Source organism: Holophagales bacterium (assembly GCA_016699405.1).
Classification (GTDB): Bacteria; Acidobacteriota; Thermoanaerobaculia; order Multivoradales; family JAGPDF01; genus JAAYLR01.
This window is the reverse complement of sequence record CP064972.1, coordinates 4,745,832-4,769,419: the sequence shown is the minus strand read 5'-3', so window position 1 is coordinate 4,769,419 and position 23,588 is coordinate 4,745,832. Positions and strand designations below refer to the sequence as shown.

At 69.3% G+C, this 23,588-nt stretch carries 21 protein-coding genes and 2 tRNA genes; 16 read left to right on the top strand and 7 right to left on the bottom strand.

Annotated features, from left to right (window positions below; all coding sequences use genetic code 11):
- Positions 1-79: 79 nt before the first annotated feature.
- The 4 genes from IPJ17_19840 to IPJ17_19825 all read left to right on the top strand — a co-directional run bounded on the left by IPJ17_19840 (position 80) and on the right by IPJ17_19825 (position 5,380).
- Entirely contained in the window at positions 80-1,183 is a 1,104-nt protein-coding gene (locus IPJ17_19840) for a hypothetical protein (GenBank protein QQR73692.1), read from the top strand.
- Between the two features lie 104 nt (positions 1,184-1,287).
- The gene (locus tag IPJ17_19835; protein QQR73691.1) at positions 1,288-3,474 is read left to right on the top strand and encodes a hypothetical protein; all 2,187 of its coding nucleotides are present in this window, start codon (positions 1,288-1,290) and stop codon (positions 3,472-3,474) included.
- Positions 3,475-3,545: 71 nt separating this feature from the next.
- A complete protein-coding gene (locus tag IPJ17_19830; GenBank protein QQR73690.1) occupies positions 3,546-4,589 on the top strand; it encodes an SDR family oxidoreductase in 1,044 nt (347 codons plus the stop codon).
- Positions 4,586-5,380, top strand: a complete 795-nt coding sequence (locus tag IPJ17_19825) for an MBL fold metallo-hydrolase (GenBank protein ID QQR73689.1) — start codon at positions 4,586-4,588, stop codon at positions 5,378-5,380. The genes IPJ17_19830 and IPJ17_19825 overlap by 4 nt, the downstream gene beginning before the upstream one ends.
- On the opposite strand, the gene IPJ17_19820 is transcribed toward IPJ17_19825, so the two are convergent.
- Complete coding sequence (locus IPJ17_19820; GenBank protein QQR73688.1) at positions 5,362-6,171, bottom strand: hypothetical protein; 810 nt, start codon at positions 6,169-6,171, stop codon at positions 5,362-5,364. The two genes, IPJ17_19825 and IPJ17_19820, sit on opposite strands and share 19 nt — an antisense overlap.
- A gap of 124 nt (positions 6,172-6,295) precedes the next feature.
- On the opposite strand from IPJ17_19820, the gene IPJ17_19815 reads away from it, so the two are divergent.
- Both IPJ17_19815 and IPJ17_19810 read left to right on the top strand, forming a co-directional pair.
- On the top strand, positions 6,296-6,928 hold the full coding sequence (locus tag IPJ17_19815) for a DUF47 domain-containing protein (protein ID QQR73687.1): 633 nt from the start codon (positions 6,296-6,298) through the stop codon (positions 6,926-6,928).
- Between the two features lie 65 nt (positions 6,929-6,993).
- Positions 6,994-7,992, top strand: coding sequence for an inorganic phosphate transporter (locus tag IPJ17_19810; GenBank protein QQR76235.1), 999 nt, complete (start codon positions 6,994-6,996; stop codon positions 7,990-7,992).
- A 210-nt stretch (positions 7,993-8,202) separates the two neighbouring features.
- Here the strand turns inward: IPJ17_19810 and IPJ17_19805 are convergent, their stop codons facing one another.
- The 6 genes from IPJ17_19805 to IPJ17_19780 form a co-directional block, all read right to left on the bottom strand.
- On the bottom strand, positions 8,203-8,979 hold the full coding sequence (locus IPJ17_19805) for an enoyl-CoA hydratase/isomerase family protein (protein ID QQR73686.1): 777 nt from the start codon (positions 8,977-8,979) through the stop codon (positions 8,203-8,205).
- A complete protein-coding gene (locus IPJ17_19800; GenBank protein QQR73685.1) occupies positions 8,976-9,920 on the bottom strand; it encodes a hypothetical protein in 945 nt (314 codons plus the stop codon). The genes IPJ17_19805 and IPJ17_19800 overlap by 4 nt, the downstream gene beginning before the upstream one ends.
- A 12-nt stretch (positions 9,921-9,932) precedes the next feature.
- A complete protein-coding gene (locus IPJ17_19795) occupies positions 9,933-10,700 on the bottom strand; it encodes an enoyl-CoA hydratase/isomerase family protein (GenBank protein QQR73684.1) in 768 nt (255 codons plus the stop codon).
- Positions 10,697-11,455, bottom strand: coding sequence for a gamma-glutamyl-gamma-aminobutyrate hydrolase family protein (locus IPJ17_19790; GenBank protein ID QQR73683.1), 759 nt, complete (start codon positions 11,453-11,455; stop codon positions 10,697-10,699). The genes IPJ17_19795 and IPJ17_19790 overlap by 4 nt, the downstream gene beginning before the upstream one ends.
- Positions 11,456-11,483: 28 nt before the next feature.
- A complete protein-coding gene (locus IPJ17_19785) occupies positions 11,484-12,665 on the bottom strand; it encodes a thiolase family protein (protein QQR73682.1) in 1,182 nt (393 codons plus the stop codon).
- Positions 12,666-12,737: 72 nt separating this feature from the next.
- On the bottom strand, positions 12,738-13,550 hold the full coding sequence (locus IPJ17_19780; GenBank protein ID QQR73681.1) for an enoyl-CoA hydratase/isomerase family protein: 813 nt from the start codon (positions 13,548-13,550) through the stop codon (positions 12,738-12,740).
- A gap of 181 nt (positions 13,551-13,731) precedes the next feature.
- On the opposite strand from IPJ17_19780, the gene IPJ17_19775 reads away from it, so the two are divergent.
- The 10 genes from IPJ17_19775 to IPJ17_19730 all read left to right on the top strand — a co-directional run bounded on the left by IPJ17_19775 (position 13,732) and on the right by IPJ17_19730 (position 23,571).
- On the top strand, positions 13,732-14,412 hold the full coding sequence (locus IPJ17_19775) for a hypothetical protein (GenBank protein ID QQR73680.1): 681 nt from the start codon (positions 13,732-13,734) through the stop codon (positions 14,410-14,412).
- Between the two features lie 83 nt (positions 14,413-14,495).
- Positions 14,496-14,571: transfer RNA gene (locus IPJ17_19770), tRNA-Lys, on the top strand.
- Positions 14,572-14,621: 50 nt separating this feature from the next.
- A tRNA-Leu gene (locus IPJ17_19765) sits at positions 14,622-14,710 on the top strand.
- A 57-nt stretch (positions 14,711-14,767) separates the two neighbouring features.
- Positions 14,768-16,066, top strand: coding sequence for a trigger factor (tig, locus tag IPJ17_19760; GenBank protein QQR73679.1), 1,299 nt, complete (start codon positions 14,768-14,770; stop codon positions 16,064-16,066).
- Between the two features lie 13 nt (positions 16,067-16,079).
- Positions 16,080-16,667: an ATP-dependent Clp protease proteolytic subunit gene (locus IPJ17_19755; GenBank protein ID QQR73678.1), complete on the top strand. Its 588-nt coding sequence runs from the start codon at positions 16,080-16,082 to the stop codon at positions 16,665-16,667.
- Between the two features lie 165 nt (positions 16,668-16,832).
- Positions 16,833-18,071, top strand: a complete 1,239-nt coding sequence (clpX, locus tag IPJ17_19750) for an ATP-dependent Clp protease ATP-binding subunit ClpX (GenBank protein QQR73677.1) — start codon at positions 16,833-16,835, stop codon at positions 18,069-18,071.
- Positions 18,072-18,107: 36 nt separating this feature from the next.
- Positions 18,108-20,525 carry an endopeptidase La gene (gene lon, locus IPJ17_19745; GenBank protein QQR73676.1) on the top strand — a complete coding sequence of 806 codons (2,418 nt, stop codon included), beginning with the start codon at positions 18,108-18,110 and terminating at the stop codon, positions 20,523-20,525.
- A gap of 137 nt (positions 20,526-20,662) precedes the next feature.
- Complete coding sequence (locus IPJ17_19740) at positions 20,663-21,289, top strand: YihA family ribosome biogenesis GTP-binding protein (protein QQR73675.1); 627 nt, start codon at positions 20,663-20,665, stop codon at positions 21,287-21,289.
- A 58-nt stretch (positions 21,290-21,347) separates the two neighbouring features.
- Positions 21,348-22,622 (top strand): transcription termination factor Rho, encoded by a 1,275-nt coding sequence (rho, locus tag IPJ17_19735; protein ID QQR76234.1) that lies wholly within the window; start codon positions 21,348-21,350, stop codon positions 22,620-22,622.
- Between the two features lie 109 nt (positions 22,623-22,731).
- Positions 22,732-23,571 (top strand): menaquinone biosynthesis protein, encoded by an 840-nt coding sequence (locus tag IPJ17_19730; GenBank protein ID QQR73674.1) that lies wholly within the window; start codon positions 22,732-22,734, stop codon positions 23,569-23,571.
- The last annotated feature ends 17 nt before the right edge of the window (positions 23,572-23,588 follow it).

Here is a 23,588-nt window from a genome sequence, read left to right as displayed (position 1 = left end):
TCCGCCTCGTGTAGGATCCCGGGCGCCGTCGGCGCCTCCGGCCTCCGGGTCGAGGCGCTCGATCGACTTCGGAGATCCTATGCGCCCTGTCTCGCTTCCGTTGGCCAGCGTCGTCTTCGCCGCGCTGGCGCTCGCCTCGTCCCTCCCGGTCCACGCCACCGGACCGTGCGTCCCCACTGTCAACACGCTTTGCCTGGACGACGTGGCGGGCGACAAGCGGTTCGCCGTCAAGGTCGACTACTCGACCACGCAGGGCGGCGGCTTCGTCGGCTCGGGCAAGGCGGTGCCGCTCAACGCCCTGGGGGTCGTACGCGGCGGGCTCTTCTACTTCTTCAACGCCGACAATCCGGAAATCCTGGTCAAGATCGTCAACGGTTGCGCCCTCAACAACCGCTTCTGGGTCTATCTCTCCGCGGGCACGAACGTCGGGTTCAACCTCACGGTCACCGACACGACGTACGACAAGTCGAAGAGCTATCAGAACCCCGACCTGCTGGCCGCCCAGTCGGTGAACGACACCGCCTCCGTGACCTGCGACGGCTCGACGCCGCCGACAGAGCCACCGCCGACGGAGCCTCCACCGGGCGACCCGCGCTGGATCCTCACCACCCGCCCCGGGACGTTCTTCACGGCGACCGCCCAGACGCCGGTCTTCCAGGTCGATATCCCGGTCTCGCCGGCGATCGCCTTCTATCGCGTGGTGGTCGAGGTCGAGGTCGATCTCAACGGTTGGTACGAAGCACGGCCGACCGGCAAGCACAACGTCTTCAAGGTCTGGCGCGGCTCGTCGCTCGACGGCAATCTGTTCGGCGACGTCGGCATTCTCGGGCCTTCGCGCAACGAGCTCGAGCTGGTCTCGAACGCCGACCTGCCGTCGGGTCAGTACGAGGTCCAGTCGGACAGCCTCGAGCTCGACCCGAACGGAACCTACTCGTTCCTCTACATCTACACCTCCTCGACGGGAGATACCGAGACGGCGGTCTACGAGGGGAGTGTCGTCGGGCAGAACCGGATCTTCCGCATGTTCGGGAGCGCGACGGCACACAACCCCATCCACGGCACCGGTCAGGGCTTCTCCGTGTCGTTCGGCTATCCGGATCAGGGGGCTGGGAACACGGACGTGCCGAGCCTCGGGTGGACCTACAAGAACATGAAGGCCTATCTGGAGTACCCGGTCCCTTGACCTGTCGAGCGGTGCGCTGGCCGCCTGTCCGGGCGAGCGGGCGCACCGCAATTGTCAAGCGATCGGCTTGCACCGCCCGGGGCGCTCGACTAGGCTGACAAATCGTGCTTTCCCGCTCCGCCCGGCTCTCCCTCCTCTGTCTCGCCGTTGCTCTGGCGATCGTGCCGCTTGCGGTGCACAAGCCCGGGCTGCCCTCCGGCTTGCGCTCCGACGAGCCGGCGTACTACCTCATGGGTCTCTCGCTGGCGCACGATTTCGACCTGCGCTGCGAGGCGAAGGACCTGGCACGGCTGTTCGAGGAGTTCCCGTACGACGCGGCGCGCAACGTCATCCTGATGACGGACGACGGTTGGCATACCGTCTACTACGGCAAGCCGTTCGTCTATCCGCTGGTGGCCGCGCCGTTCGCCCGGCTCTTCGGCGCCAACGGCTTCGTGGCGCTCAACATGCTGCTGGTCGCCGGGATGATCGCCCTCGGCACCCGCTACCTCGCGCGCTACAACGCCGAGCCGGTCGCCCTGCTCTTCTCGGCCGGGTTCTTCCTGCTCTCGACCGCGCCGGTGTACGCGTTCTGGATCCACCCCGAGGTCTTCAACATGGCGGCGATCTGCGCCTGCCTCTACCTCGGGCTCACGCCGGCGCCGGTCGCCCGACCGGGGGAGCGCGCGATCGATCGACTGCGGTCGCTGCTCGTCTCGCCGATGGCGCGTTTCGTCGCCTCGGGGGCGGTCGTGGCGCTCGCCGGCTACGGCAAGCCGATCTACGCCGCACTCGGAATGCCGGTCCTCGTGCCGCTGGTGCGCGAACGGCGCTGGCGCGAGGTCGTCGCGTGGGGAGGTGGCCTCGTCGGAACGCTCCTGCTGCTCGGTGGGATTTCCACGGCGATGACCGGCCACCCGTCCGCCTACCTCGGCGTCGAGCGTGCCGGGGTGAGAGTCGAGGCCCCGGGCAAGCTGGTCGACGTCGCGGTGCGGGACGTGGCGCCCGAGGCGCCGAAGGTGACGACGAACTCCTGGTCGTGGATCGTCTACCTGCCGACGGACGGTCTGCGGAAGCTGCCGGAAAGCACGCTCTACTTCCTCGTCGGCCGCCACACCGGGCTCTTCCCGTACCTGCCGTTCTCGGCGCTCTGCCTGGTGCTCTTCCTGCTCCATGCTCGCCGGTCGCTCGAACGCTGGGCGATCCTCGCCTCCCTCGCCGGGGTCGCGCTCTTCTTCCTCCTCTTCATCGACTTCAATTGGCATGGCGGGGGTGGGTTCGTCGGCAACCGCTATTTCGTCAGCGCCTATCCGGGGTTCCTCTTCCTGGTCACGCGGATCGCGCCGACGGCGTTGGTGCCCCTCGGCTGGGCGATCGCGGCGCTGCTCACCGGGCCGCTGCAACTCGCTCCGTTCGGTGCCCCGGTGGTGCATCCGACCCTGCAATGGCACGTCCGCAACGCGCCGTTCGGCCTCTTCCCGCTCGAGCTCTCGCTGCAGCGCCAGATCCCCGGCTATCGCGGCGACGCGGTCGCCGGTGCCTGGATCTACTCGCGCAAGGACGTCTTCCTGCCCTGGGGCGACGAGATGCTGGTGCGGGCTCGGGGGACCGTCGAGCTCTGGTTGATGAGCGACTGGCCGCTGTCGAGTGCGGTTTTCGAGGTGACCAGCCTGGCAGCCGACAACCGGATCGCCCTGGCGCTCGGCGGCGAGCGTCGCGAGCTGCATTTCGCCTCGGCGGACGACGCGCCGCAACACCTGGTTTTCCCGCTTCACGGGCCGACGAGGATCACCGACCCTGACGGGGCGCCGATCTACGGGTATCGCATGGAGGTCGAGGCGGAGCGCGGTTCGCCGTTCCCCGGCGCGGCGAGCGACGACGCCGAGTTCCTCGCCGGGGCACGCCTCGTCTACTTCGGCTCGCAGCAGGATCTCGAAGCGGACCTCTATCGGGTCGAGTGGACGCGCGTCGAGGCGCCGGCGGCGACGACGGCCGGCCGTCGCTTCTCGGTCCCGGTGACGGTGCGCAACGGCAGCGGTGGAAGCTGGTGGGCCCAGGGCGGAGCGCATGTGGCGCTGGCCTACCATTGGCGGCAGGCCGACGGCTCGACGACGGATTTCGAGGGAGTGCGCACCCGGCTGCCGGAAGACGTCGCTGGCGGCGCCAGCGCGACGGCGGTGATGACCGTCGAGGCTCCGGCGGCGCCCGGGGAGTACGAGCTGGTCCTCGACCTCGTACGCGAGGGCGTCACCTGGTTCGGCGATCGGCGCGAGAGCAACCTCTGGCGGCGCTACGTCACCGTGACGCCGTAGCCAGGTCGGCCCCGGACTCCGGGCTAGAATCGCCGGGCAGTCGACGGTTCACTCACGAAAGGCTCATCTCCATGCGCGTTCTCGTCACCGGACATCACGGTTACATCGGCTCCGTGCTGGTACCGCTCTTCGAGCGGGCCGGTCACCAGGTCGTCGGGCTCGACGCCGGCTTCTTCGAGGCCTGCCGTTTCGGCGCGGCGGAACCGCACGACGACGTCCGCCGGCGCGATCTGCGCGAGGTCGAGCGGACCGACCTCGAGGGCTTCGATGCCATCGTCCATCTCGGGGCGCTGTCGAACGACCCGCTCGGCGACCTCGACGCCGAGCTGACCTACGACATCAATCTCCACGGTTCGTTGCGGCTCGCGCGGCTGGCCAAGGAGGCCGGTGTGCCGCGCTTTCTCTTCGCCTCGTCGTGCTCGAACTACGGTGCCTCGGGGGGCGACGCGAAGCTCGACGAGCAGGCAACGCTGGCGCCGATCACCCCCTACGCGATCTCCAAGGTCAAGCTCGAGGCGGCCCTCCTCGAGCTTGCCGACGCCACCTTCTCGCCGGTGATGCTGCGCAACGCCACGGCCTACGGCGTCTCGCCGCGCCTGCGGGTCGACATCGTGCTCAACAACCTGGTGGCCTGGGCGGTGACCACCGGGCGGATCGTCCTGCAGAGCGACGGCACCCCGTGGCGTCCCCTGGTGCACGTCGAAGACATCGGCCGGGCCTTCCTCCTGCTCGCCGGCGCGCCTCGCGAGGCCGTCCACGCCGAAGCCTTCAACATCGGCGGGAGCGAGGAGAACTACCGGATCCGCGAGCTCGCAGAGATCGTCGGCGAGACGGTGCCGGGTTGCGAGATCCGACTCGCCGAAGGCGCGGGTCCCGATCCGCGCAACTACCGCGTGAGCTGCGCCAAGCTCGAGTCGCGCTTCCCCGAGTTCCGCCTCAAGTGGGACGCGCGGAGCGGTGCCGCCGAGCTCGCCGCGGCCTATCGCGAGCGCGGGCTCGATTTCGCGGCTTTCGACGGACCCCGCTACAAGCGGCTGTCGCGCATTCGCGAGCTCATCGCGGGTGGCGAGATCGGGAGCGACCTGCGTTGGAGAGGCTCGACGGAGCGACAGTGAGCTGGCGCCTGGTCCCCCTCGGCACGAACGGCTTCATCCCGGCCGGCGGCCGGCAGACGATGTGCTTCCTGCTGCTCGCCGAGACGACGGCGCTGCTGCTCGACGCCGGGACCGGCGTCGGCCGCTTGCTGGACCCGGCGCTCCAGGCGCTGCTCGCGCCGTACCCGCGGCTCGAGATCCTGCTCACGCACTACCACCTCGACCACGTCGTCGGTCTCTCGTACTTGCCGGGTGTCTGGCGTGACCGGCCGGTGCGCCTCTTCGCGCCGCGTCCGCCGCTGACCGAAGGCGATCCGACGACGGCGCTCGGTCGCCTGATCGCGCCGCCTCTTTTCCCCTTCGGCCTGGCGGCGATGCCCTTGCCGATCGAGGTGGTGCCGTACGACGCCGGAGCCCTGGGGATCGGCGAGCTGGCCCTGACCGTTCGCGCCCAGCGCCATCCCGGCGGGTCGGCCGGCGTCCGGGTGGGCGACCGGCTCGCCTACTGCACCGACACGATGGCCGACCCGGCGACGGTCGAGCTCGCTCGGGGTGTCGCGGTCCTGCTGCACGAGGTCTGGGCGACCGACGAGGAGGCGCGCCACGACGATCCGGCACGCGGGGGACACTCGGCCGCGGGGCAGGTGGCAGACCTGGCGCGACAGGCGGCGGTCGGGCGGCTGTTGCCGGTGCATCACCACCCGCGGCGCAGCAGCGCCGATCTCGCGGTGATCGCCCGGTCGCTCGGCGAAAGGTCGGGTCTCCCGGTCGAGGTCCCGGTCGAGGGCGAGCTCTACCTCCTCGGCGACTGAGGGTCGAGGTTCCGGGTCCAACCCCCTTCGCTCGCTCGCCGCAGACTCTCCGGCGTTCCGAGATCGAGCATGCGACCGTCGTCGCATTCCACGAACCCGACGTGCAGACCGCGATCGATCGCGGCGTTGAAGACGTCACCGACGTGGATCTCGCGGCCGTCGTCCAGCTCGGGACGCTGACGGTGGCTGTCGACGAAGTCGGCGAAGAAGTCGGTGAAGCGAGGCGACCAGATCGCCAACGCCCAGGTCACCCCGGATCGGGCGTCGCGCGGCTTGATGGCGAGCCGCGTCACGCGTCCCGTGGCGTCGGTCGCGACGAGGTCGCTCGCCCACGGGCGATCGCAAGGTACCAGCGCCAGCGAGCAGTCGGCCTCGCCGGCGTCGTGGTGGGCGCGCAGACGCAGCAGCAGGTCGTGGGGGTGGAGCAGGATGTCCGGGAAGCCGAGTGCGACATCGGCGCCTTGCACGAACGGAAATCCAGCGGCGAGGGTGAAGGGAACTCCCGGAGTCGGGGAGAGCACCCGATAGGCCAGGTGGAGGCCGTGCTCCGCGCCGTCGCCGAGTCGTCCCGGGATGTCCCACTTGCCCTCGCGCAGCAGGACGAAGGCTCGGGCCACTCCGGCACGCGCGAAGGTGGCGAGCAGGTCGTGGCAGGCGGGGCGGGAGGGGCCGCCATCCTCGCCCGGGAGGGGCAGGATCTCTTTGCTAGAAGTGATTTCGCCGAGCCGGCTGGCGCGACCGGCGGCCGGCACCAGACCGACGAGCTCTCGGCGTGGGGCGTGGTGGGTCAAGCGGGCCTCCTTTCCCCCCGGACGGGGCCTTTTCCAGTCTAGTCCTGGTGGGGCGGCGCGGGGAGGGTAGAATAGGCCCGTCAGGTTTCCTGTCTTTCTTCGATCGGAGAGAGAGGTCCACGAGATGAGGCTGATTCCCAGGCGGGTCGAGTTCTTCGACCTACTCGAGGAGCTCGCGTCGACGGTGCAGCGCGGCGCCACCCTTCTGTACCAGTGCTTCGAAGCGCGCGGGACGCTCGACGACATCCGGCTCGCCAGCCAGAAGATCCACGATGTCGAGCACGAGGCGGACGAGATCGCCCACAAGATCTTCGCCGAGCTCAACCGTACCTTCATCACGCCGCTCGACCGCGAGGACATCTACGCGCTGACCGTGCGGCTCGACGACGTGCTCGATTTCACCGACGCGGTGGCCAAGCGACTGGTCACCTTCCGCGTCTCGGCGCCGCTCTCCTTCGCCGTCGAGCTCAGCCGCCTGGTGATGAAGGGGTCGGAGGAGGTCACCGCCGGCGTGCGCCTGATGCGCGACCTGCGGCAGACCGAGAAGATCCTCGCCCAGTGTGCGCGTATCAACCAGATCGAGAACGACGCTGACTTCGTGCTGCGGGAGGCGCTCAACGACCTCTTCAACGGCGGCGAGCGGGATCCGATCGACATCATCAAGTGGAAGGACCTCTACGAGCACCTCGAGGTGGCCACCGACAAGTGCGAGGACGTGGCCAACGTGATCGAGACTGTGCTGGTCAAGCACGCCTGAAGCCGTTCGCCGTGGATACTTCCTTCTTCCACACCCTGGCGGCGCTGGCGAGCCAGCCCTGGGTGATGCTGATCTTCATCGCGGCGCTCGCCTTCGACTTCATCAACGGCTTTCACGACGCCGCCAACTCCATCGCCACGATCGTCGGGACCCGGGTCTTGCGTCCCGGCACCGCGGTGGTCTGGGCGGCCTGGTGGAACTTCGCCGCCGCCTGGGGGTTCGGCGTGGCGGTGGCCAACACGGTCGCCAAGTTCGTCCACAAGGAATGGGTGACGCCGGAGGTCATCTTCGCCGGCCTGCTCGGGGCGATCGTCTGGGACCTGATCACCTGGTGGGTGGGGTTGCCGACCTCGAGCTCGCACGCCCTGCTCGGCGGTTTCGGCGGCGCGGCGATCGCTTACGCCGGGCAGTTCACCGGCGTCGTCCATTCCGGCAAGCTCGTCTCGACGATCGCCTTCATCGTCATCGCGCCGCTGCTCGGCTTCGCCCTCGGTCTGGCCTTCGTCGTCCTGGTGATCCGCGTCTTCTGGCGCACGCCGATGGGCAAGATCGACCACCACTTCCGCATCGCCCAGCTCGCTTCGGCGGCTGCTTACAGCCTCGGGCACGGCACCAACGACGCGCAGAAGACGATGGGGATCATCGCCGCGCTCTTCTTCGCCACGATCTGGCGCCACGATCAGGCTGCTTTCGACGCCGGCAAGATCCAGTTCCCGTTCTGGATCGTGCTCGTCTGCCACGCGGCGATCGCTCTGGGCACGATGGCTGGCGGTTGGCGGATCGTCAAGACGATGGGGATGAAGCTCACCCGGCTTCGTCCCTATGGCGGTGCCTGTGCGGAGACCGCGGCGGCGATCTCGCTCTTCGTCTCCTCGAGCCTCGGCGTGCCGGTGTCGACCACCCACACCATCACCGGAGCGATCGTCGGCGTCGGCACGGTGCAGCGCCTCTCGGCGGTGCGCTGGGGCATCGCTGCACGCGTCATCTGGGCGTGGGTGCTGACCATCCCGATGTCGGGGGTGGTGGGTGCGATCTCCTACTACGTGATCGCCTTCCTGCACTAGAGACGGCCGGCTGCGCCGCGATGCTCCGCAGAGGTGCGCGAGTGCCTCGGCGGCGGTCGTCCCGGGCGGCGCGGGGACCCGGGCTCGGGCGACCGCGTTGCGACCCATGCCGCGCCACCCGTCCCCCAGGTCCTCCGCTCACGCTCCGGACGACATCGTGCGGAGCTCTCGGTCCACCGGTCGGGAGCTTTCCGGAGAGCGGGCTCTCCTCTAACGCCCCTTCCAGTTCGCCCCGCGCTTGGCGAGAAACGCCTCGACCCCTTCCTTCTTGTCCTCGGTGGAGAAGCAGAGGCAGAAGAGATCGCGTTCGTAGGTGATCCCTTCCTCGATCGACAACTTCTCCGAGGCGCGGATCGCCTCTTTGGCGACCTTGACGGTCAGCGGGCTGTAGGCGGCGATCCGGGCGGCGAGCTCGAGCGTCTTGGGGCGCAATTCGGCGGCCGGCAGGACCAGGTCGACCAGGCCGATCTCGCGCGCCTCGGCCGCGCCGATCATGTCGCCGGTGAGAATCAGTCGCATCGCCTGACCGAGTCCGACCAGGCGCGGCAAGCGCTGGGTGCCGCCGCCGCCCGGAATGAGCCCGAGCTTGATCTCCGGCTGGCCGAAGCGGGCGCTGTCGGCGGCAATGCGCATGTCGCACGACATCGCCAGCTCGCAGCCGCCGCCGAGGCAGAAGCCGTTGATCATCGCGATGACCGGCTTGGGGAAGGAAGCCATGACGTCGAAGATGCGCGGGCTGCGCATGGCGTGGCGCTGGTCGAACGGCGAGCGGCCGGCGAACTCGGCGATGTCGGCGCCGGCGATGAACGACTTCTCCCCGGCACCGGTGATCACCACGGCGCCGATCTCGGCGTCGTTCTCGAGCGCGTCGAGGTGGACGAGCATGTCCTCGCGGACCTGGTCGTTCAGGGCGTTGAGCTTGTCGGGTCGATTGACGGTGAGGACGGCGACGCGACCCTCACGCTGCAGCAGGACGGTCTCGGTCATGGCTTCTTCTCCTGGTCGGAATGCGGCCCGGGCGGGGCGACAGGCGTCAGCTTGTAGTCGACCTGGTCGACGAGGGTGAGGGTCAGCCCGAGCGATTCGTCGACCCGCAACGGCTGCCGCAGACGATGGACGATCTGCTCCTGGAGCACGGTGAGCGTCGCCGGGTCGATCAGCCGCCAGCCGGCTCCTTCGAGCGTCACATCGGAGGCGATCGGGCGAAGCGCGCGTGGGGTGAAACCGCTGGCGATCCGCGAAACGACCGGCTGCGCCGCGGGCACTTGCCGTCGCGCGTCGGCGACGTAGGCGAGGCTCACCTTGAGCAGCCGCCCGATCGGTGTCTCCACCCAGGGGCCGAGACGGAAGAGAACCTGGTGAGGAACCCATCCGTCGCCGCCGACAGGATAGGCCGACTCGAAGAAGTAGTCGCGATCGAGCTCCAGCGTCTGGCCGGCGAACACCTCGACCCGTTCGTACCAGCTCGCCCGTTCGCTCGTGTCGAGCGGCGCCTTGCCTCGGTCGAGGAGCCGCTCGCGTTCTTCGCCGCTGGCCGCCGCGAGCATGCGGTCGTAGAGGGCGCGGGCGCCTTCGAGATGGTCGAAGCCCCCGTCCGGACGGATCACCTGAATGGCGCGCGAGCCGCGGATGGCGGCGAACATCGGCGAGTCGAGCGTTGCGCCGTCCTTGGTGACGAGAAGCGAGTCGACGTGCAGCCGGATCGCCCAGCGCTGTCCGTCGCGCGCGATCTCCATCGTCGAGCGGCCAGAGATCACCAGGTCCTCGCGCTTGGCGGCGACCTTCGAGGTCTGCTGCGAGATCTCTTCGACGAGATAGCGTCGTCCCGCCGAGGGGGCGAAGGAGAACGTGACCTTCTCTGCGTGGGCCGGCGAGACGGACGGCCAGGCGGCGAGAAGCAGGGCGAGACCGAGACGGCGCGGGGACATGGCGGATCGGCCTCAGCGGTGGCGCCAGACCGGCGAGCGCTTCTCGAGGAAGGCGGCGATGCCTTCGCACATGTCGTCGGTGGGGGCGAGCTCCTCGAGGTAGAGGCGCTCGGCGATCTCCAGCGCCGCCTCGAACGGGTAGTCCCCGCCGGCGAGCACGGCGCGCTTGGTGAGGCGCGCCACCGCGGCGCTGGGGCGCGTGAGCTCGTCGGCGAGCCCGTCGAGGCGCGCGTCGAGCTGATCGTGGGCGACCCGCCAGGTCACGAGCCCGAGCCGCTCGGCCTCCTCGGCGTCCAGCGGACGGCCGGTGAGCAGGAGCTCCATCGTCCGGCCGTGGCCGAGTCGCGAAGGATAGAGCGCGGCGGCCACCGGGGGGTAGCAGCCGAGCCGGATCTCCGGTTGGCCGAAGCGGGCGCGGTCGGTGGCAAGCACGAGGTCGCAGACGAGCGCGAGCTCCATGCCGCCGCCGAGGCAGGCACCGTCGACCACCGCGAGCGTCGTGGCCGGCAGCTTGCGCAGACGACGGATCGCGCCGTGAAAGCCGGCGAGCATCGCTGGGACTTTCTCTCCGACGTGGTCGCCGACCGAGACGCCGGCGGAGAAGGCCTTCTCGCCGGCTCCGCGGAGCACGACGAGCTGGATCTCGTCGTCGCCGGCGAGCTCGAGCAGGCGCGCGTCGAGCGCCGCGATCATCTCGAGATCGAGAATGTTGAGTGGCGGTCGGCCAAGCGTGATGGTGGCGCGACGACCGTCGCGGACGAGGCGTACCGGGTCGCTCACGCCGGGACCTCGATCTCCGGTCGGGCCCCGGTGTGCTGGCGCGCCGCGGCGACGAAATCACGGAAGAGGGCGAGGTGCACGGGATGCGCGGTGAGGTTCTCCGGATGCCACTGGACACTGCGGACCCACCAGTCGTCGGCCGCGTGGAAGCTCGCCTCGACGAGCCCGTCCGGGGAGACGGCGGCGACGCGCATCCCCTGACCGAGCGCCCGCACCGCCTGGTGATGACGGCTGTTGACCGGCAGCGTCCCGCCGGCCTGGAGCGCACGGGTCATCGGGTGGTCGTGCGGCCGGACGCCGACCTCGTGCGCCAGGTGGTCGAGCGCCCAGCCGTCGTCGGCGTAGAAGCGGTGAGCGACGGCGCCCGGCACCTGGACGGCGATGTCCTGGTAGAGCGAGCCACCGAGAAAGACGTGCAGCAGCTGGTGGCCGCGGCAGATGCCGAAGACCGGCAGCCGCCGGTGCTGGGCCTCCGCGAGCAGGTCCCATTCGAGCTGGTCGCGTCCGAGCTGCGGCTCGTCGACTTGCGCTTCGGCCAGGCGCGCCTCGCTGTAGAGGCAGGGTTGGAGGTCGGCACCGCCCGTCAGCAGCAGGGCGCTCGCCTCGGCGAGCGCGGCGCGAGCCGAACGGTCGCCCAGTCGCGCCGGAGACAACGGCAGCAGCTCGTCGCGGCTCGCTCCCGCGGAGCGCAGCGCCTCGAGGTAGGGGGCAACGCGGTCCTCGCGGAAGAAGGCGACGGCGATCGAGGTGGACATGCGGAATCTCCAGTGGCGCCTTGTCGGCTCAGGCGCGTTCGACGAGAGCGGCAAGCCCCATGCCGCCCGAGACGCAGAGAGTGGCGATCCCCAGCGACCCGCCGCTCGCGGCGAGCCCATGGAGGAGTGTGACGAGGATCCGCGTGCCGCTGCAACCGATCGGGTGGCCGAGGGCGATCGCACCGCCGTCGGGGTTGACGCGCTCGCGGTCGAAAGGCAGCTGGGCGAGGCAGGCGAGCACCTGACTGGCGAACGCCTCGTTGAGCTCGATCCGGTCGATCGCGGCGGCGTCGAGGCGGTTGCGCTCGAGCAGGCGCCGGGTCGCGGGGACCGGACCGATCCCCATGATCCGCGGCTCGACGCCGACGACCTCCCAGTCGCACAGCCAGCCGGCCGGCTTCAGGCCGAGACGCGAGACGGCCCTCTCGCTGGCGACGACGATGCTGGCGGCGCCGTCGGTGATCCCCGAGGCGTTGCCCGCGGTCACCGTGCCGCCGGGGCGGAAGACCGGCTCCATCGCGGCGAGCCGCTCGACGGTCACGCCGTCGCGCGGATGCTCGTCGACGGAGACCGTGGTCTCGCGTCCGCGAGCGACCACCGCCACCGGCGCGATCTCCCGCTCGAAGCGCCCCGCGCGGCGTGCGACCGCGCAGCGCTGCTGGGACCGGGCGGCCCAGGCGTCGGCGTCCACCCGGGTGATGCCGCTCTCCGCGGCGAGCTCCTCGGCGGTCTCGCCCATCCGCAGGCCGGAGAGCGGGTCGTCGAAGCCGTCGCGGAACATCGCGTCGACCATCGTGTCGTGGCCCAGCCGGTAGCCCGAGCGGGCTCGGGGCAGCAGGTACGGCGTATTCGACATGCTCTCGGACCCGCCCGCGAGAACCACCTCGGCCTCCCCGAGCGCAATCGCGCGGGCCGCCGCGAGCACGGCCTGGAGACCGGAGCCGCATGCCTGATTGACGGTGAAGGCCGGCCGGTCGACCGGCACGCCAGCGCGGTAGGCGACCTGGCGGGCGCTGTTCGGCCCGCCGCCCGCCTGCCGTGCGTGGCCGAAGACGACCTGGTCGACCGCCGTCGCGGAGAGGCCGGCCCGTTCGAGACAGGCCGTGGCGGCGGCCACGCCGAGGTCGGCGGCCGACAGGGTGGCGAGCGCCCCGCCGAGCTTGCCGATCGGCGTGCGCACCGGGGCGATCAGGGCCAGGCGACGGGACATGGCGGAGAGCGACCAGTCGGCTCGCCACGTGCCGCCCGCCGGTCCGGCCGGCGGCACGTGTGCGCAGGCGGCTCAGCGACCGCTGAAGCCCGGGCGGCGCTTGTTGACGTAGGCGTCGAGCCCTTCCTTGGCGTCGGCGCTCTCGAAGAGCTGCTGCTGCAGCTCGCGCTCGATGGCGAGCGCGCTTTCGAACGGCACCTCCCAGCCCGACTGCACCGAGCGCTTGATCCGGCCGACGGCCTTGGAGGCGCGGTTGGGAGGACAGAACTCGCGAGCGAAGGCGTGGACCTGCTCGAGGAACCCCTCGCCGGCGAAGATGCGGTTGACGATGCCGAGCTCGAGCCCCTGCTCGAAGGTGAGCAGGTCGCCGGTGATCATCAGATCGATCGCCTTGCTCTTGCCGACCAGCCGCGAAAGTCGCTGGGTGCCGCCGGTGCCCGGAAGGACGCCGAGGTTGATCTCCGGCAGGCCGAGCTTGCCGGCGTCCTTCCTGGCGACGCGCAGGTCGGCCGCCATGGCGATCTCGAGGCCGCCGCCGACGGTGTGCCCGTTGAGCGCGGCGATCACCAGCTTCGGCGTCTGTTCGAGACGGTTGAGCGTCTCGTTGGCGTGCAGGCAGAAGTAGTACTTGAAGCGCGGCTCGGCCTGCTGGAGCATCGCGATGTTGGCGCCGGCGCAGAAGAACTTCTCGCCCTGGCCCTTGAGCACGACGACGTGGACGTCGTTGTCCATCCGGGCGCGCAGGACGGCCTCGTCGAGGTGACGCATCATCTCGTAGGTGTAGGTGTTGGCCGGCGGGTCGTCCAACGTGAGGTAGGCGACGCCCTCGCGGGCCTCGTAATGCACCAGGGTGCGCGCGGCCGGTTCGGCGGTGTGCTGCGACATCGTCAGGGTCCTCCTGTCGTTGGATCGGCGGGCCTCCTCGTCGGGGCCCTTCTGGAACGCTCGGGCGGCGATTCTGGCACGAGGCGGACGGCGGTCAAACCGGATCCGGACGGTTCTCCTTGACCCCTTGCGCCGCGCGTCCGTACAATGACGCGATCTTCCGACTCCCTCCGGCGCTTCGATGATCACGGGCTACAACACCGACGTCCGCCACGGGGACGTGGTCCTTCACGTCCAGACCGAGGACAAGGGCCTCGCCAACCCGTTCGTCGAGAGCATCATCTACGTCAGCGGGCAGGTGCTGGCGGCACGCCGCTCGAGCTATGCCGCGCTGGTGGCCGAGGGCAAGGGAGAGCGCGAGATCGCCGGCCTGATGGACCACCAGCACCGGACGATCATCGCGGCGATCCGCTCGGGCCGATTCGACGACAAGATCGCCGCCCGCCTCGGCATCCGTCCCGCGCCACGCGCGAGCGCGACCACCGGTTCGTTCTCGGCGCTCGACAGTCCCGGCGGGCCGACGCTCGACCAGGTCATCCTCGACTACCTGTCGAGCGAGGCGGAGAACGAGCAACTCGTCCTGTCGATCGAAGGCGAGGGCCAGGTGGTGCCCGGCTCTCGCAACGTGGTGAGCGTCCGGGCGACCTCGAGCAAGACCGGGCAGCCGATCGCCGGGGCGCAAGTGATGGTCAAGATCCTCTCGACCGTCGCCGAGCCGCGGACCGTCTCGGCGGGGGAGACCGACGAGGAGGGGGCGCTCGACGTGGTCATCGACATCCCGTCGTTCGACCGCGGCACCGCCGCACTGATCATCTCGGCGATCTCGGACCTCGGTCGGGCCGAGATCAAGAGCCTGCTCTGAGCCCTGGTTTCGGCCCCGAATCGGAAAATCGAGCGAGGGGTTGTTTCCCGCGAGAAGCCGGTGCTATATTCCCGCCTCGCAGTGGGCCGCTAGCTCAATTGGTAGAGCAGCAGACTCTTAATCTGCGGGTTGTAGGTTCAAGTCCTACGCGGCTCACCAACCCGTCCCCTCCCTTCGCCGTACTATTCAGTCAGGGCTAGACCGTCGACGCGAAAGTGGCGGAACTGGTATACGCGCTAGACTTAGGATCTAGTCCCGAGTGATCGGGTTGGGGGTTCGAGTCCCCCCTTTCGCACCATCCACTCGCCCGGAGCTCTCCGGGTTCTCCGACGAGAGAAAGGATCATGAGCCGCCGATGAGCGTCGTGCTGTCTATCGAAGAGGTCGGCCCCTGCCGCAAGAAGCTGCAGGTCGAGGTTCCCGCCGCCGCGGTCGAGGCCGAGTCCTCCCGCGTGCTGCAGGACGTGGCGCGCGAGGCGCGCATCCCCGGGTTCCGCCGCGGCAAGGTGCCGCTCTCGCTGGTGCGTAAGCAGTTCGAGGGTGAGGTCGAGCAGCGTCTGGTCGAGCGTCTGGTGCCGCGGTACTGGAAGCAGGCGGCGGCGGAGAAGGAGCTCGATCCGATGGGCTCCCCGGAGGTCGCCGGCGTGGAGTACAAGTCCGGCGAGCCTTTGCGCTTCACCGCGACGGTCGAGGTCCGGCCGGTCGTCGAGCTGCGCAACCTGGTCGACTTCAACCTGCCCGAGCTGCGCACCGAGCCGACCGACGAGGAGATCGACGGGGCGCTCGCCGAGCTGCGTCACCAGGCCGCCGACTGGGTGCCCGCCGAGCGGCCCGCGGCGCACGGCGACCGGGCCAAGGTGAAGATCACCGAGGACGTCGCGGCCGACGAGCACGCCGGACATCCGCACACGCACACGCAGGACGTCGAGGTCGAGCTCGGCGACAAGGGGGTATGGGAAGAGCTGACCCTCGCCCTGACCGGCGCGCAGCCGGGCCAGGAGCGGTCGTTCGAGCGCACGGAAGGGGAGGGCGACGAGGCCAAGACGCGGCGTTTCCGCGCTGCCGTCGAGGAGGTCAAGCGCCCCGTTCTGCCCGAGCTCGACGACGCCTTCGCCGCCAAGCTCGGTCGCTTCACCAAGCTCGACGAGCTGCGTACCTCGGTCGCCGGAAGTCTGCGCCAGGCGCGCATGCGCGAGCGGCGGCGGCAGCGCGAGCAGGCCCTGCTCTCCCAGCTCATCGAGCGTCATCCGCTCGAGCTGCCGCAGGGTGTCGTGCAGCACGAGAGCGAAGGGATGCTGCGCGAGTACGCCGAGAACCTGGCGTCGCGCGGTGTCGACCTCGAGCGCTCGCCGATCGACTGGCAGGGGATGCTCGGCCAGCTCAAGCCGCAGGCGGAGCGGCGCGTCCACTCGCGCCTGCTGCTCGACGCCATCGCCGGCGAGAAGGGCGTGGCGGTGAGCGAGGAGGAGTTCGAGGCCGCGCTCGCCGGATTCGCCCGCGCCCAGGGTCGGTCGACGCTCGCCGTGCGCCAGAGCCTCGATCAGAACGGCCAGCTCGCCGGGGTGCGCCTGCAATTGCGGCGCGAGAAGACCCTCGACCTGCTGCTCAGCGACGATGCCGCGGCGACCGACGCGCCGCCCGCCGCCAAGCCCTGAACGGAGGAATCCGATGCTCATCCCGATGGTGGTCGAGCAGTCCAGCCGCGGCGAGCGCGCCTACGACATCTATTCGCGGCTGCTCAAGGACAACATCATCTTCCTCGGCCGTCCGGTCGACGACGAGGTGGCGAGCCTGGTCATCGCGCAATTGCTCTTCCTCGAGGCGGAGAACCCCGAGCGCGACGTCCACCTCTACATCAACTCGCCGGGCGGCTCGGTGACGGCGGGCCTCGCCATCTACGACACGATGCAGCACATCAAGCCCGAGGTGGCGACCTTCTGCATCGGTCAGGCCGCCTCGATGGCCGCGGTGCTGCTCGCTGCCGGCAGCAAGGGCAAGCGCCGCGTCCTGCCGAACAGCCGGGTACTGATCCACCAGCCGCTGCTCTACGGGCTCGCCGGGCAGCAGACCGAGATCGAGATCCACGCCCGCGAGCTGCTGAAGATGCGGGAGCGCATCGACGAGATCCTCGCCTTCCACACCGGCAAGGACGTCGAGTCGATCCACGCCGACACCGAGCGCGACAAGATCCTCTCGGCCGAGGAGGCCGTCGCCTACGGTCTGGCCGACGAGGTGATGGTCAAGCGCAAGTCGTAGGCGGCGGAAAGTCGTCTAGTATCATGCCGGTGCAAGAGGCGGGGCCCGTACGCCGGGCCTCCCGCCTCCTTCGCCCCGGCGGACCGGAGCGCGGAATAGGCGGTCCGGGGCGGGTGTTCTAGGCAGTGGATACGCCCGCGCGGCGAGCGGTCCGACGGAGGAGAGATGGCCAAACGAGACGCCGGCGAAGACACCCTGCGGTGCTCCTTCTGCAACAAGAGCCAGAGGGAGGTCAAGAAGCTGATCGCCGGCCCGACGGTGTTCATCTGCGACGAGTGCGTCGACATCTGTCTCGACATCATCGCCGAGGACCGTCTCCACGAGCAGCAGGCCGAGACCAAGCTTCCCAAGCCGAAGGAGATCAAGGCGCTGCTCGACGACTACGTCATCGGGCAGGAGACGGCGAAGAAGAAGCTCGCGGTAGCGGTCTACAACCACTACCGGCGCATCGAGTTCGCCGAGCGCTCGCGCCAGGACGTCGAGCTGCAGAAGTCGAACATCCTGCTGATCGGACCGACCGGTACCGGCAAGACCCTGCTCGCCCAGACGCTGGCGCGGCTCCTCTCGGTGCCCTTCACCATCGCCGACGCGACGACGCTGACCGAGGCCGGCTACGTCGGCGAGGACGTCGAGAACATCATCCTCAAGCTCTACCAGGCGTCGGGCAACGACAAGGAAAAGACCCAGCGCGGCATCGTCTACATCGACGAGATCGACAAGATCGCGCGCAAGGGCGAGAACCCGTCGATCACCCGCGACGTGTCGGGCGAAGGCGTGCAGCAGGCGCTGCTCAAGATCCTCGAAGGGACGATCTGCAACGTGCCGCCGCAGGGCGGGCGCAAGCACCCCCACCAGGAGTTCCTGCAGATCGACACCACGAACATCCTGTTCATCTGCGGCGGGGCGTTCGTGGGGCTCGACGAGCACGTCGAGCGCCGGTTGAACCAGAAGAGCCTGGGGTTCGGCGCCGAGATCAAGGGGAAGAAGGAGCGGTCGCTCGCCAAGACGCTCGAGTCGGTGCTGCCTTCGGACCTCATCAAGTTCGGCATGATCCCGGAGTTCGTCGGCCGTTTGCCGGTGGTGGCGACGCTCGAGGCGCTCGACGAAGCCTCGCTGGTGCGCATCCTCAAGGAGCCGAAGAACAGCCTGGTACGGCAGTACCAGACGATGTTCGACTTCGAAGAAGTGCGCCTCACCTTCACCGACGAGGCGCTGGCCGCGGTGGCGCGCGAAGCGCTCAAGCGCAGCGTCGGGGCGCGCGGATTGCGGATCATCCTCGAAGAGCTGATGCTCGACATGATGTACACCATCCCTTCGCAGCGCGAGATCGAGGAGTGCGTCATCACCGACGAGGTGGTGGCCAAGCGCACCACCCCGGTGACGGTGTATCGCAAGGCCGGCTGAAGCGACCCGCGCCCCGACCGAGAAGGCTGAAGAAAGATGAGCTCGAGCTTCGTTGCCAGCCGGCGTGAGCGCCTGCCGCTCGTCCCCCTGCGGGACATGGTGGTCTTCCCGCACATGATGGCCCCGTTCATCGTCGGGCGCGAAGGGTCGGTGCACGCCCTCGAGCGGGCGCTGGCGGACGCCGGGCGCATGATCTTCCTGGTTGCCCAGCGCGATCCCAAGGTCGACGACCCGGCGCGCACCGATCTCTACGACATCGGCGTGCTGGCCCGCGTGGTGCAGAACCTCAAGCTGCCCAACGGCAACGTCAAGGTGATGGTGGAGGGTGTGCGCCGCGCGACGCTCTGCGCCGTCGAGGAGCTCGAAGGGGCGTTCGAGGCCGAGGTCGAGGCGCTCGAGGCGAGCTTCCCGGCGAGCGAGAAGCTCGACGTCTACATGAACAAGGTGCTCGGCATCTTCGAGCAGTACGCCAAGATGTCGCACCACCTGGCCTTCGAGGGGCTCCTGCCGACCCTCAAGCCCGAGGACCCCGACCGCTTCGCCGATACCCTGGCGGCGCACCTGATGGTCTCGACCGCCGACAAGCAGTCGCTCCTCGAGCTGGTCAACCCGTACGAACGCCTGCAGCGCCTGCACGATCTTCTCGACCTCGAGATCGAGAAGATGAACATCGACAAGCGCATCAACGTGCAGGTCAAGAAGCAGATGGAGCGGGCGCAGAAGGAGTACTACCTCAACGAGAAGATCAAGGCGATCCACCAGGAGCTCGGCCGCAAGGACGACCGCTCCGACGAGATCGCCGAGCTCAAGGAGAAGATCGAGAAGGCCGGCATGCCGGAAGCGGCACGCGAACGCGCCGACCAGGAGCTCAAGCGCCTCGAGGCGATGCCGCCGGTCTCGGCCGAGGCGACCGTCTCGCGCAACTACGTCGACTGGCTGGTGGCCGTGCCGTGGAAGAAGGCGAGCAAGGAGGTCAAGGACCTCAAGCGCGCCGAGGAGATCCTCAACGAGGACCACTACGGCCTCGAGAAGGTCAAGGAGCGGATCCTCGAGTTCCTCGCCGTGCGCCAGCTCACCGGCAAGACGCAGGCCTCGATCCTCTGCTTCGCCGGCCCCCCGGGCGTCGGCAAGTCGTCGCTCGCCAGCTCGATCGCCAAGGCCACCGGTCGCAAGTTCGTGCGTCTGTCGCTCGGCGGCGTGCGCGACGAGGCGGAGATCCGCGGGCATCGCCGGACCTACATCGGGGCGTTCCCCGGCCAGATCATCCAGATGATGAAGAAGGCCGGCACCGTCAACCCGGTCTTCCTGCTCGACGAGGTCGAGAAGATGTCGATGGACTTCCGCGGCGACCCGTCGGCGGCGCTGCTCGAAGTGCTCGATCCGGGGCAGAACAACGCCTTCGTCGACCACTACCTCGACGTCGAGTACGACCTCTCGAAGGTCATGTTCATCTGCACCGCCAACGTCGTCCACCCGATCCCGCCGGCGCTGCGCGACCGCATGGAGATCATCCAGCTCTCCGGCTACACGCCGAACGAGAAGCTGGCGATCGCCCGCCAGTTCCTGGTGCCCAAGCAGCTCAAGGCGCACGGCCTCGAAGCCGAGCGGACGACGATGCCGGACGAGACAGTGCGACAGCTGATCGACGGCTACACCCGGGAGGCGGGCGTGCGCAGCCTCGACCGCGAGGTCGCCTCGGTCTGCCGCAAGGTGGCGCGGCGCGTGGTGCGCGAAGGCAAGGCGATCCACGTCGAGGTGACCCCCGAGCTGCTCGGCGAGTTCCTCGGCAAGCCGCGCTATCGCCACTTCCGGCGCAGCGAGCAGTCCGAGATCGGCGTGGCCACCGGCCTTGCCTGGACCGAAGTCGGCGGCGAGCTGCTCGAGGCCGAAGTCGGCCTGATGAAGGGCAAGGGACGACTGACCATCACCGGACAGCTCGGCGACGTGATGCAGGAGTCGGCCCGGGCGGCGGTCTCCTACCTGCGCAGCCGCGCCGAGCTCCTGGGCATCGACCCGGAATTCAGCGAGAAGCTCGATCTGCACATCCACATTCCCGAGGGAGCGATCCCCAAGGACGGGCCGTCGGCCGGCATCACCATGGCGACCGCGCTCGTCTCGGCGGTGGCCAAGGTGGCGGTGCGGCGCGACGTGGCGATGACCGGCGAGATCACCCTGCGCGGCAAGGTGCTGCCGGTGGGCGGGATCAAGGAGAAGGTGCTCGCGGCGTTCCGCGCCGGAGTCACCCAGGTGATCCTGCCGCGTGAGAACGAGAAGGATCTCGAGGAGATCCCCGCGGAGGTGCGGGAATCCCTGCAGTTCGACCTCGTCGAGTCGATGGACGAGGTGCTGAGGCTGGCGCTGGCGGGGGATCTTGCGATTTCCCGCGCGGATGGAGCAGAATTCGACGAGGCTTCCTCCAAGCCGCCGGTCGGGCCGGACTCGCTGGCCCACTGAAACGAATCATCGAGGCCGCCTGGAAGCCCGAGAGCGCTCGGGCGGCCGCTCCTGTTTGGAAATCCGATCATCAATCCGTGGCGGTGCCTGAGCGGCGCCGCGGGGCCCACCGAACGGGCCGGAGAGCACCAGGAAAATTGAGGATCCCGAGGGCCGAGCTTCACCGATCGGTATTCGCCGAAGGCGATCTGCGGGACGAAAGCCGCCCGGAGATCGCCATCGCCGGGCGCTCGAACGTCGGCAAGTCGTCGTTGCTCAATCGGCTGCTCGGCGCCTCGTCGCTCGCCCGGGTGAGCCGCACGCCGGGGAGAACCCGGGCGTTGCACTACTTTCTGGTCGAGGACCGCTTCCTGGTCGTCGACCTGCCGGGATACGGGTATGCCCGTGCCGCTCGCGACGACCGCGAGCAGTGGGGGCGCCTGATCGACGCTTACCTGCGCCGCACGAAGCCGGCGCGGCGCGTGTTGTTGCTGGTCGACGCCGAGGTCGGCGCTACCGCGCTCGACGCCCAGGCGGCGGACTACCTCGAGGATCTCGGGGTCGCGTTCACCGTGGTCGCCACCAAGATCGACAAGCTCTCCCGCGGACGGCGCCAGGCGGCGCTCTCCGGCATCCGGGCGGCCCTCGATCTCGGCGCGGAGACCCCGCTCTTCGCCTTTTCGTCCCACACCGGGGAGGGAGCTCGTGAGCTCTGGAGACACGTCGAAGACATTCTCGCGGTCGCGTGCGCGCCGCATGAGACGAGGAAAGAAGAACATGCCTAAGGTGCCGCAGGACAACGACGGGCTGCCGCAGGACGTCGGCCTTCAGCCGGACATTCCGATGCCGGCCGGCGACGGGAAGCGGATCCTGCTCGACATCCGGGCGCTCAAGGAGATGACCCCGGCGCAGCTCGCCCAGGTGGCGCTCGAGCTCGGGATCGAGGGGGCGGCCGGCCTGCGCAAGCAGGAGCTGATCTTCAAGGTCCTGCAGGCGCAGACCGAGAAGAGCGGTCTCATCTTCGCCGAGGGCGTGCTTGAATGCCTGCCCGACGGCTTCGGCTTCCTGCGCGCGCCGGAGTACAACTACCTGCCGGGTCCGGACGACATCTACGTCTCCCCGTCGCAGATCCGCCGCTTCGACCTGCGCACCGGCGACACCGTCTCCGGCCAGGTGCGGCAGCCCAAGGAGGGCGAGCGCTACTTCGCCCTGATCAAGGTCGAGGCGATCAACTTCGAGGCGCCGGAGATCACCCGCACCAAGGTGTTCTTCGACAACCTGACGCCGCTCTACCCCGAGCAGCGCCTGAACCTCGAGGTTTCCGGCGACATGTCGGCGCGGGTGATGGACCTGGTCACCCCGATGGGCAAGGGCCAGCGCGCCCTGATCGTCGCGCCGCCGCGCACCGGCAAGACGATGCTGCTGCAGTCGCTCGCCCACTCGGTGGCGAAGAACCACCCCGAGGTGGTGCTCATCGTGCTGCTCATCGACGAGCGGCCCGAGGAGGTCACCGACATGCAGCGCTCGGTGCAGGGCGAGGTCATCTCCTCGACCTTCGACGAGCCGGCCACCCGCCACGTGCAGGTCGCCGAGATGGTGATCGAGAAGGCCAAGCGCCTGGTCGAGCACAAGAAGGACGTCGTCATCCTGCTCGACTCGATCACCCGTCTGGCACGCGCCTACAACACCGTGCAGCCGCCTTCGGGCAAGGTCCTCTCCGGTGGTATCGACGCCAACGCCCTGCATCGTCCGAAGCGCTTCTTCGGCGCGGCGCGCAACATCGAAGAGGGCGGCTCGCTGACCATCATCGCCACGGCGCTGGTCGACACCGGCTCGCGCATGGACGACGTCATCTTCGAAGAGTTCAAGGGCACCGGCAACTGCGAGATCCACCTCGACCGCAAGCTGGTCGACAAGCGGACCTTCCCGGCCATCGACATCAACAAGAGCGGCACCCGCAAGGAGGAGCTGCTGATGCCGGAGGACGAGCTGCGTCGCGTCTGGGTGCTGCGCAAGGTGCTCAACCCGCTCTCGACCGTCGAGTCGATGGAGCTGCTGCTCGACAAGCTCGGCAAGCTCAAGACGAACGCCGACTTCCTGGCGGCGATGTCGAAGTGACCGCGGCCCGAAGGGTCGCGGTCATCCCGAGCCGGCGCCATCGGCGAGGGATCCGGGCGGGGGAGTCGCCACATCCCCCCGCCCGGCAGCGTTCCGTCCACCCGCTGCCATGAGCGCCAGCTTTCCTCTCCGCGTCGGCGTCGTCCACTACCTCAACGCCTGGCCGCTCGCCTGGGGGCTCTGGCACCCCGAGCGGCTGCGGGCCGCGGGACGCGCTGCCGGCGAGGTGGCCGCCGAGGATCTCTCCCCGGCGGCGCTAGCCGACCGCCTGCGTGCCGGCACGCTCGACGTCGGCCTGCTGCCGACGATCGAGCTGCAGCGCATCCCCGGTCTCTCGATCGTCCCCGGTCTCGGCATCGCGGCCACCGAGGAGGTGCGCAGCGTGCTGCTCGTCTCGCACTGCGCGCCGCGGGAGATCGGCAGCGTGGCGGTCGACGAGAACAGCCGCACGTCGGTCGCACTGCTGCGCCTCGTGCTCGCCGAGCGCCACGGCGTTTCGCCGCGGTTCTTCCCGGCCGCGCCGCGGGTCGAGGAGATGCTCGACGCGCACGACGCGGCACTGGTGATCGGCGACCCGGCGCTGCACGTCGACCGGGCGCGCTACCGCGTCACCGATCTCGCCGCGGAGTGGAAGGCGCTCACCGGTCTGCCGTTCGTCTTCGCCGTCTGGGCCGTCGCGCCGTCGTGCCGCCATCCCCGGGTGGCCGACCTGCTCACGGCGAGCTACGAGTCCGGTCGCGCCGATCTCGAGCGGATCGTCGTCGAGGCGAGCGACGCGAGCGGCCTGTCTGCCGAGGTGATGCGGACCTACTTCACGGCGAACCTGCGCTACGAGCTCGGCCTCTCCGAGCTCGCCGGCATCGCCGAGTTCCACCGGCGCGCGGCGCGCCACGACCTCACGCCCGGGCTCGCCGAGGTTCCCCTCTGGCGACCGCCGTCGCCGGCCTAGCGACGCTCCCGCGTTCG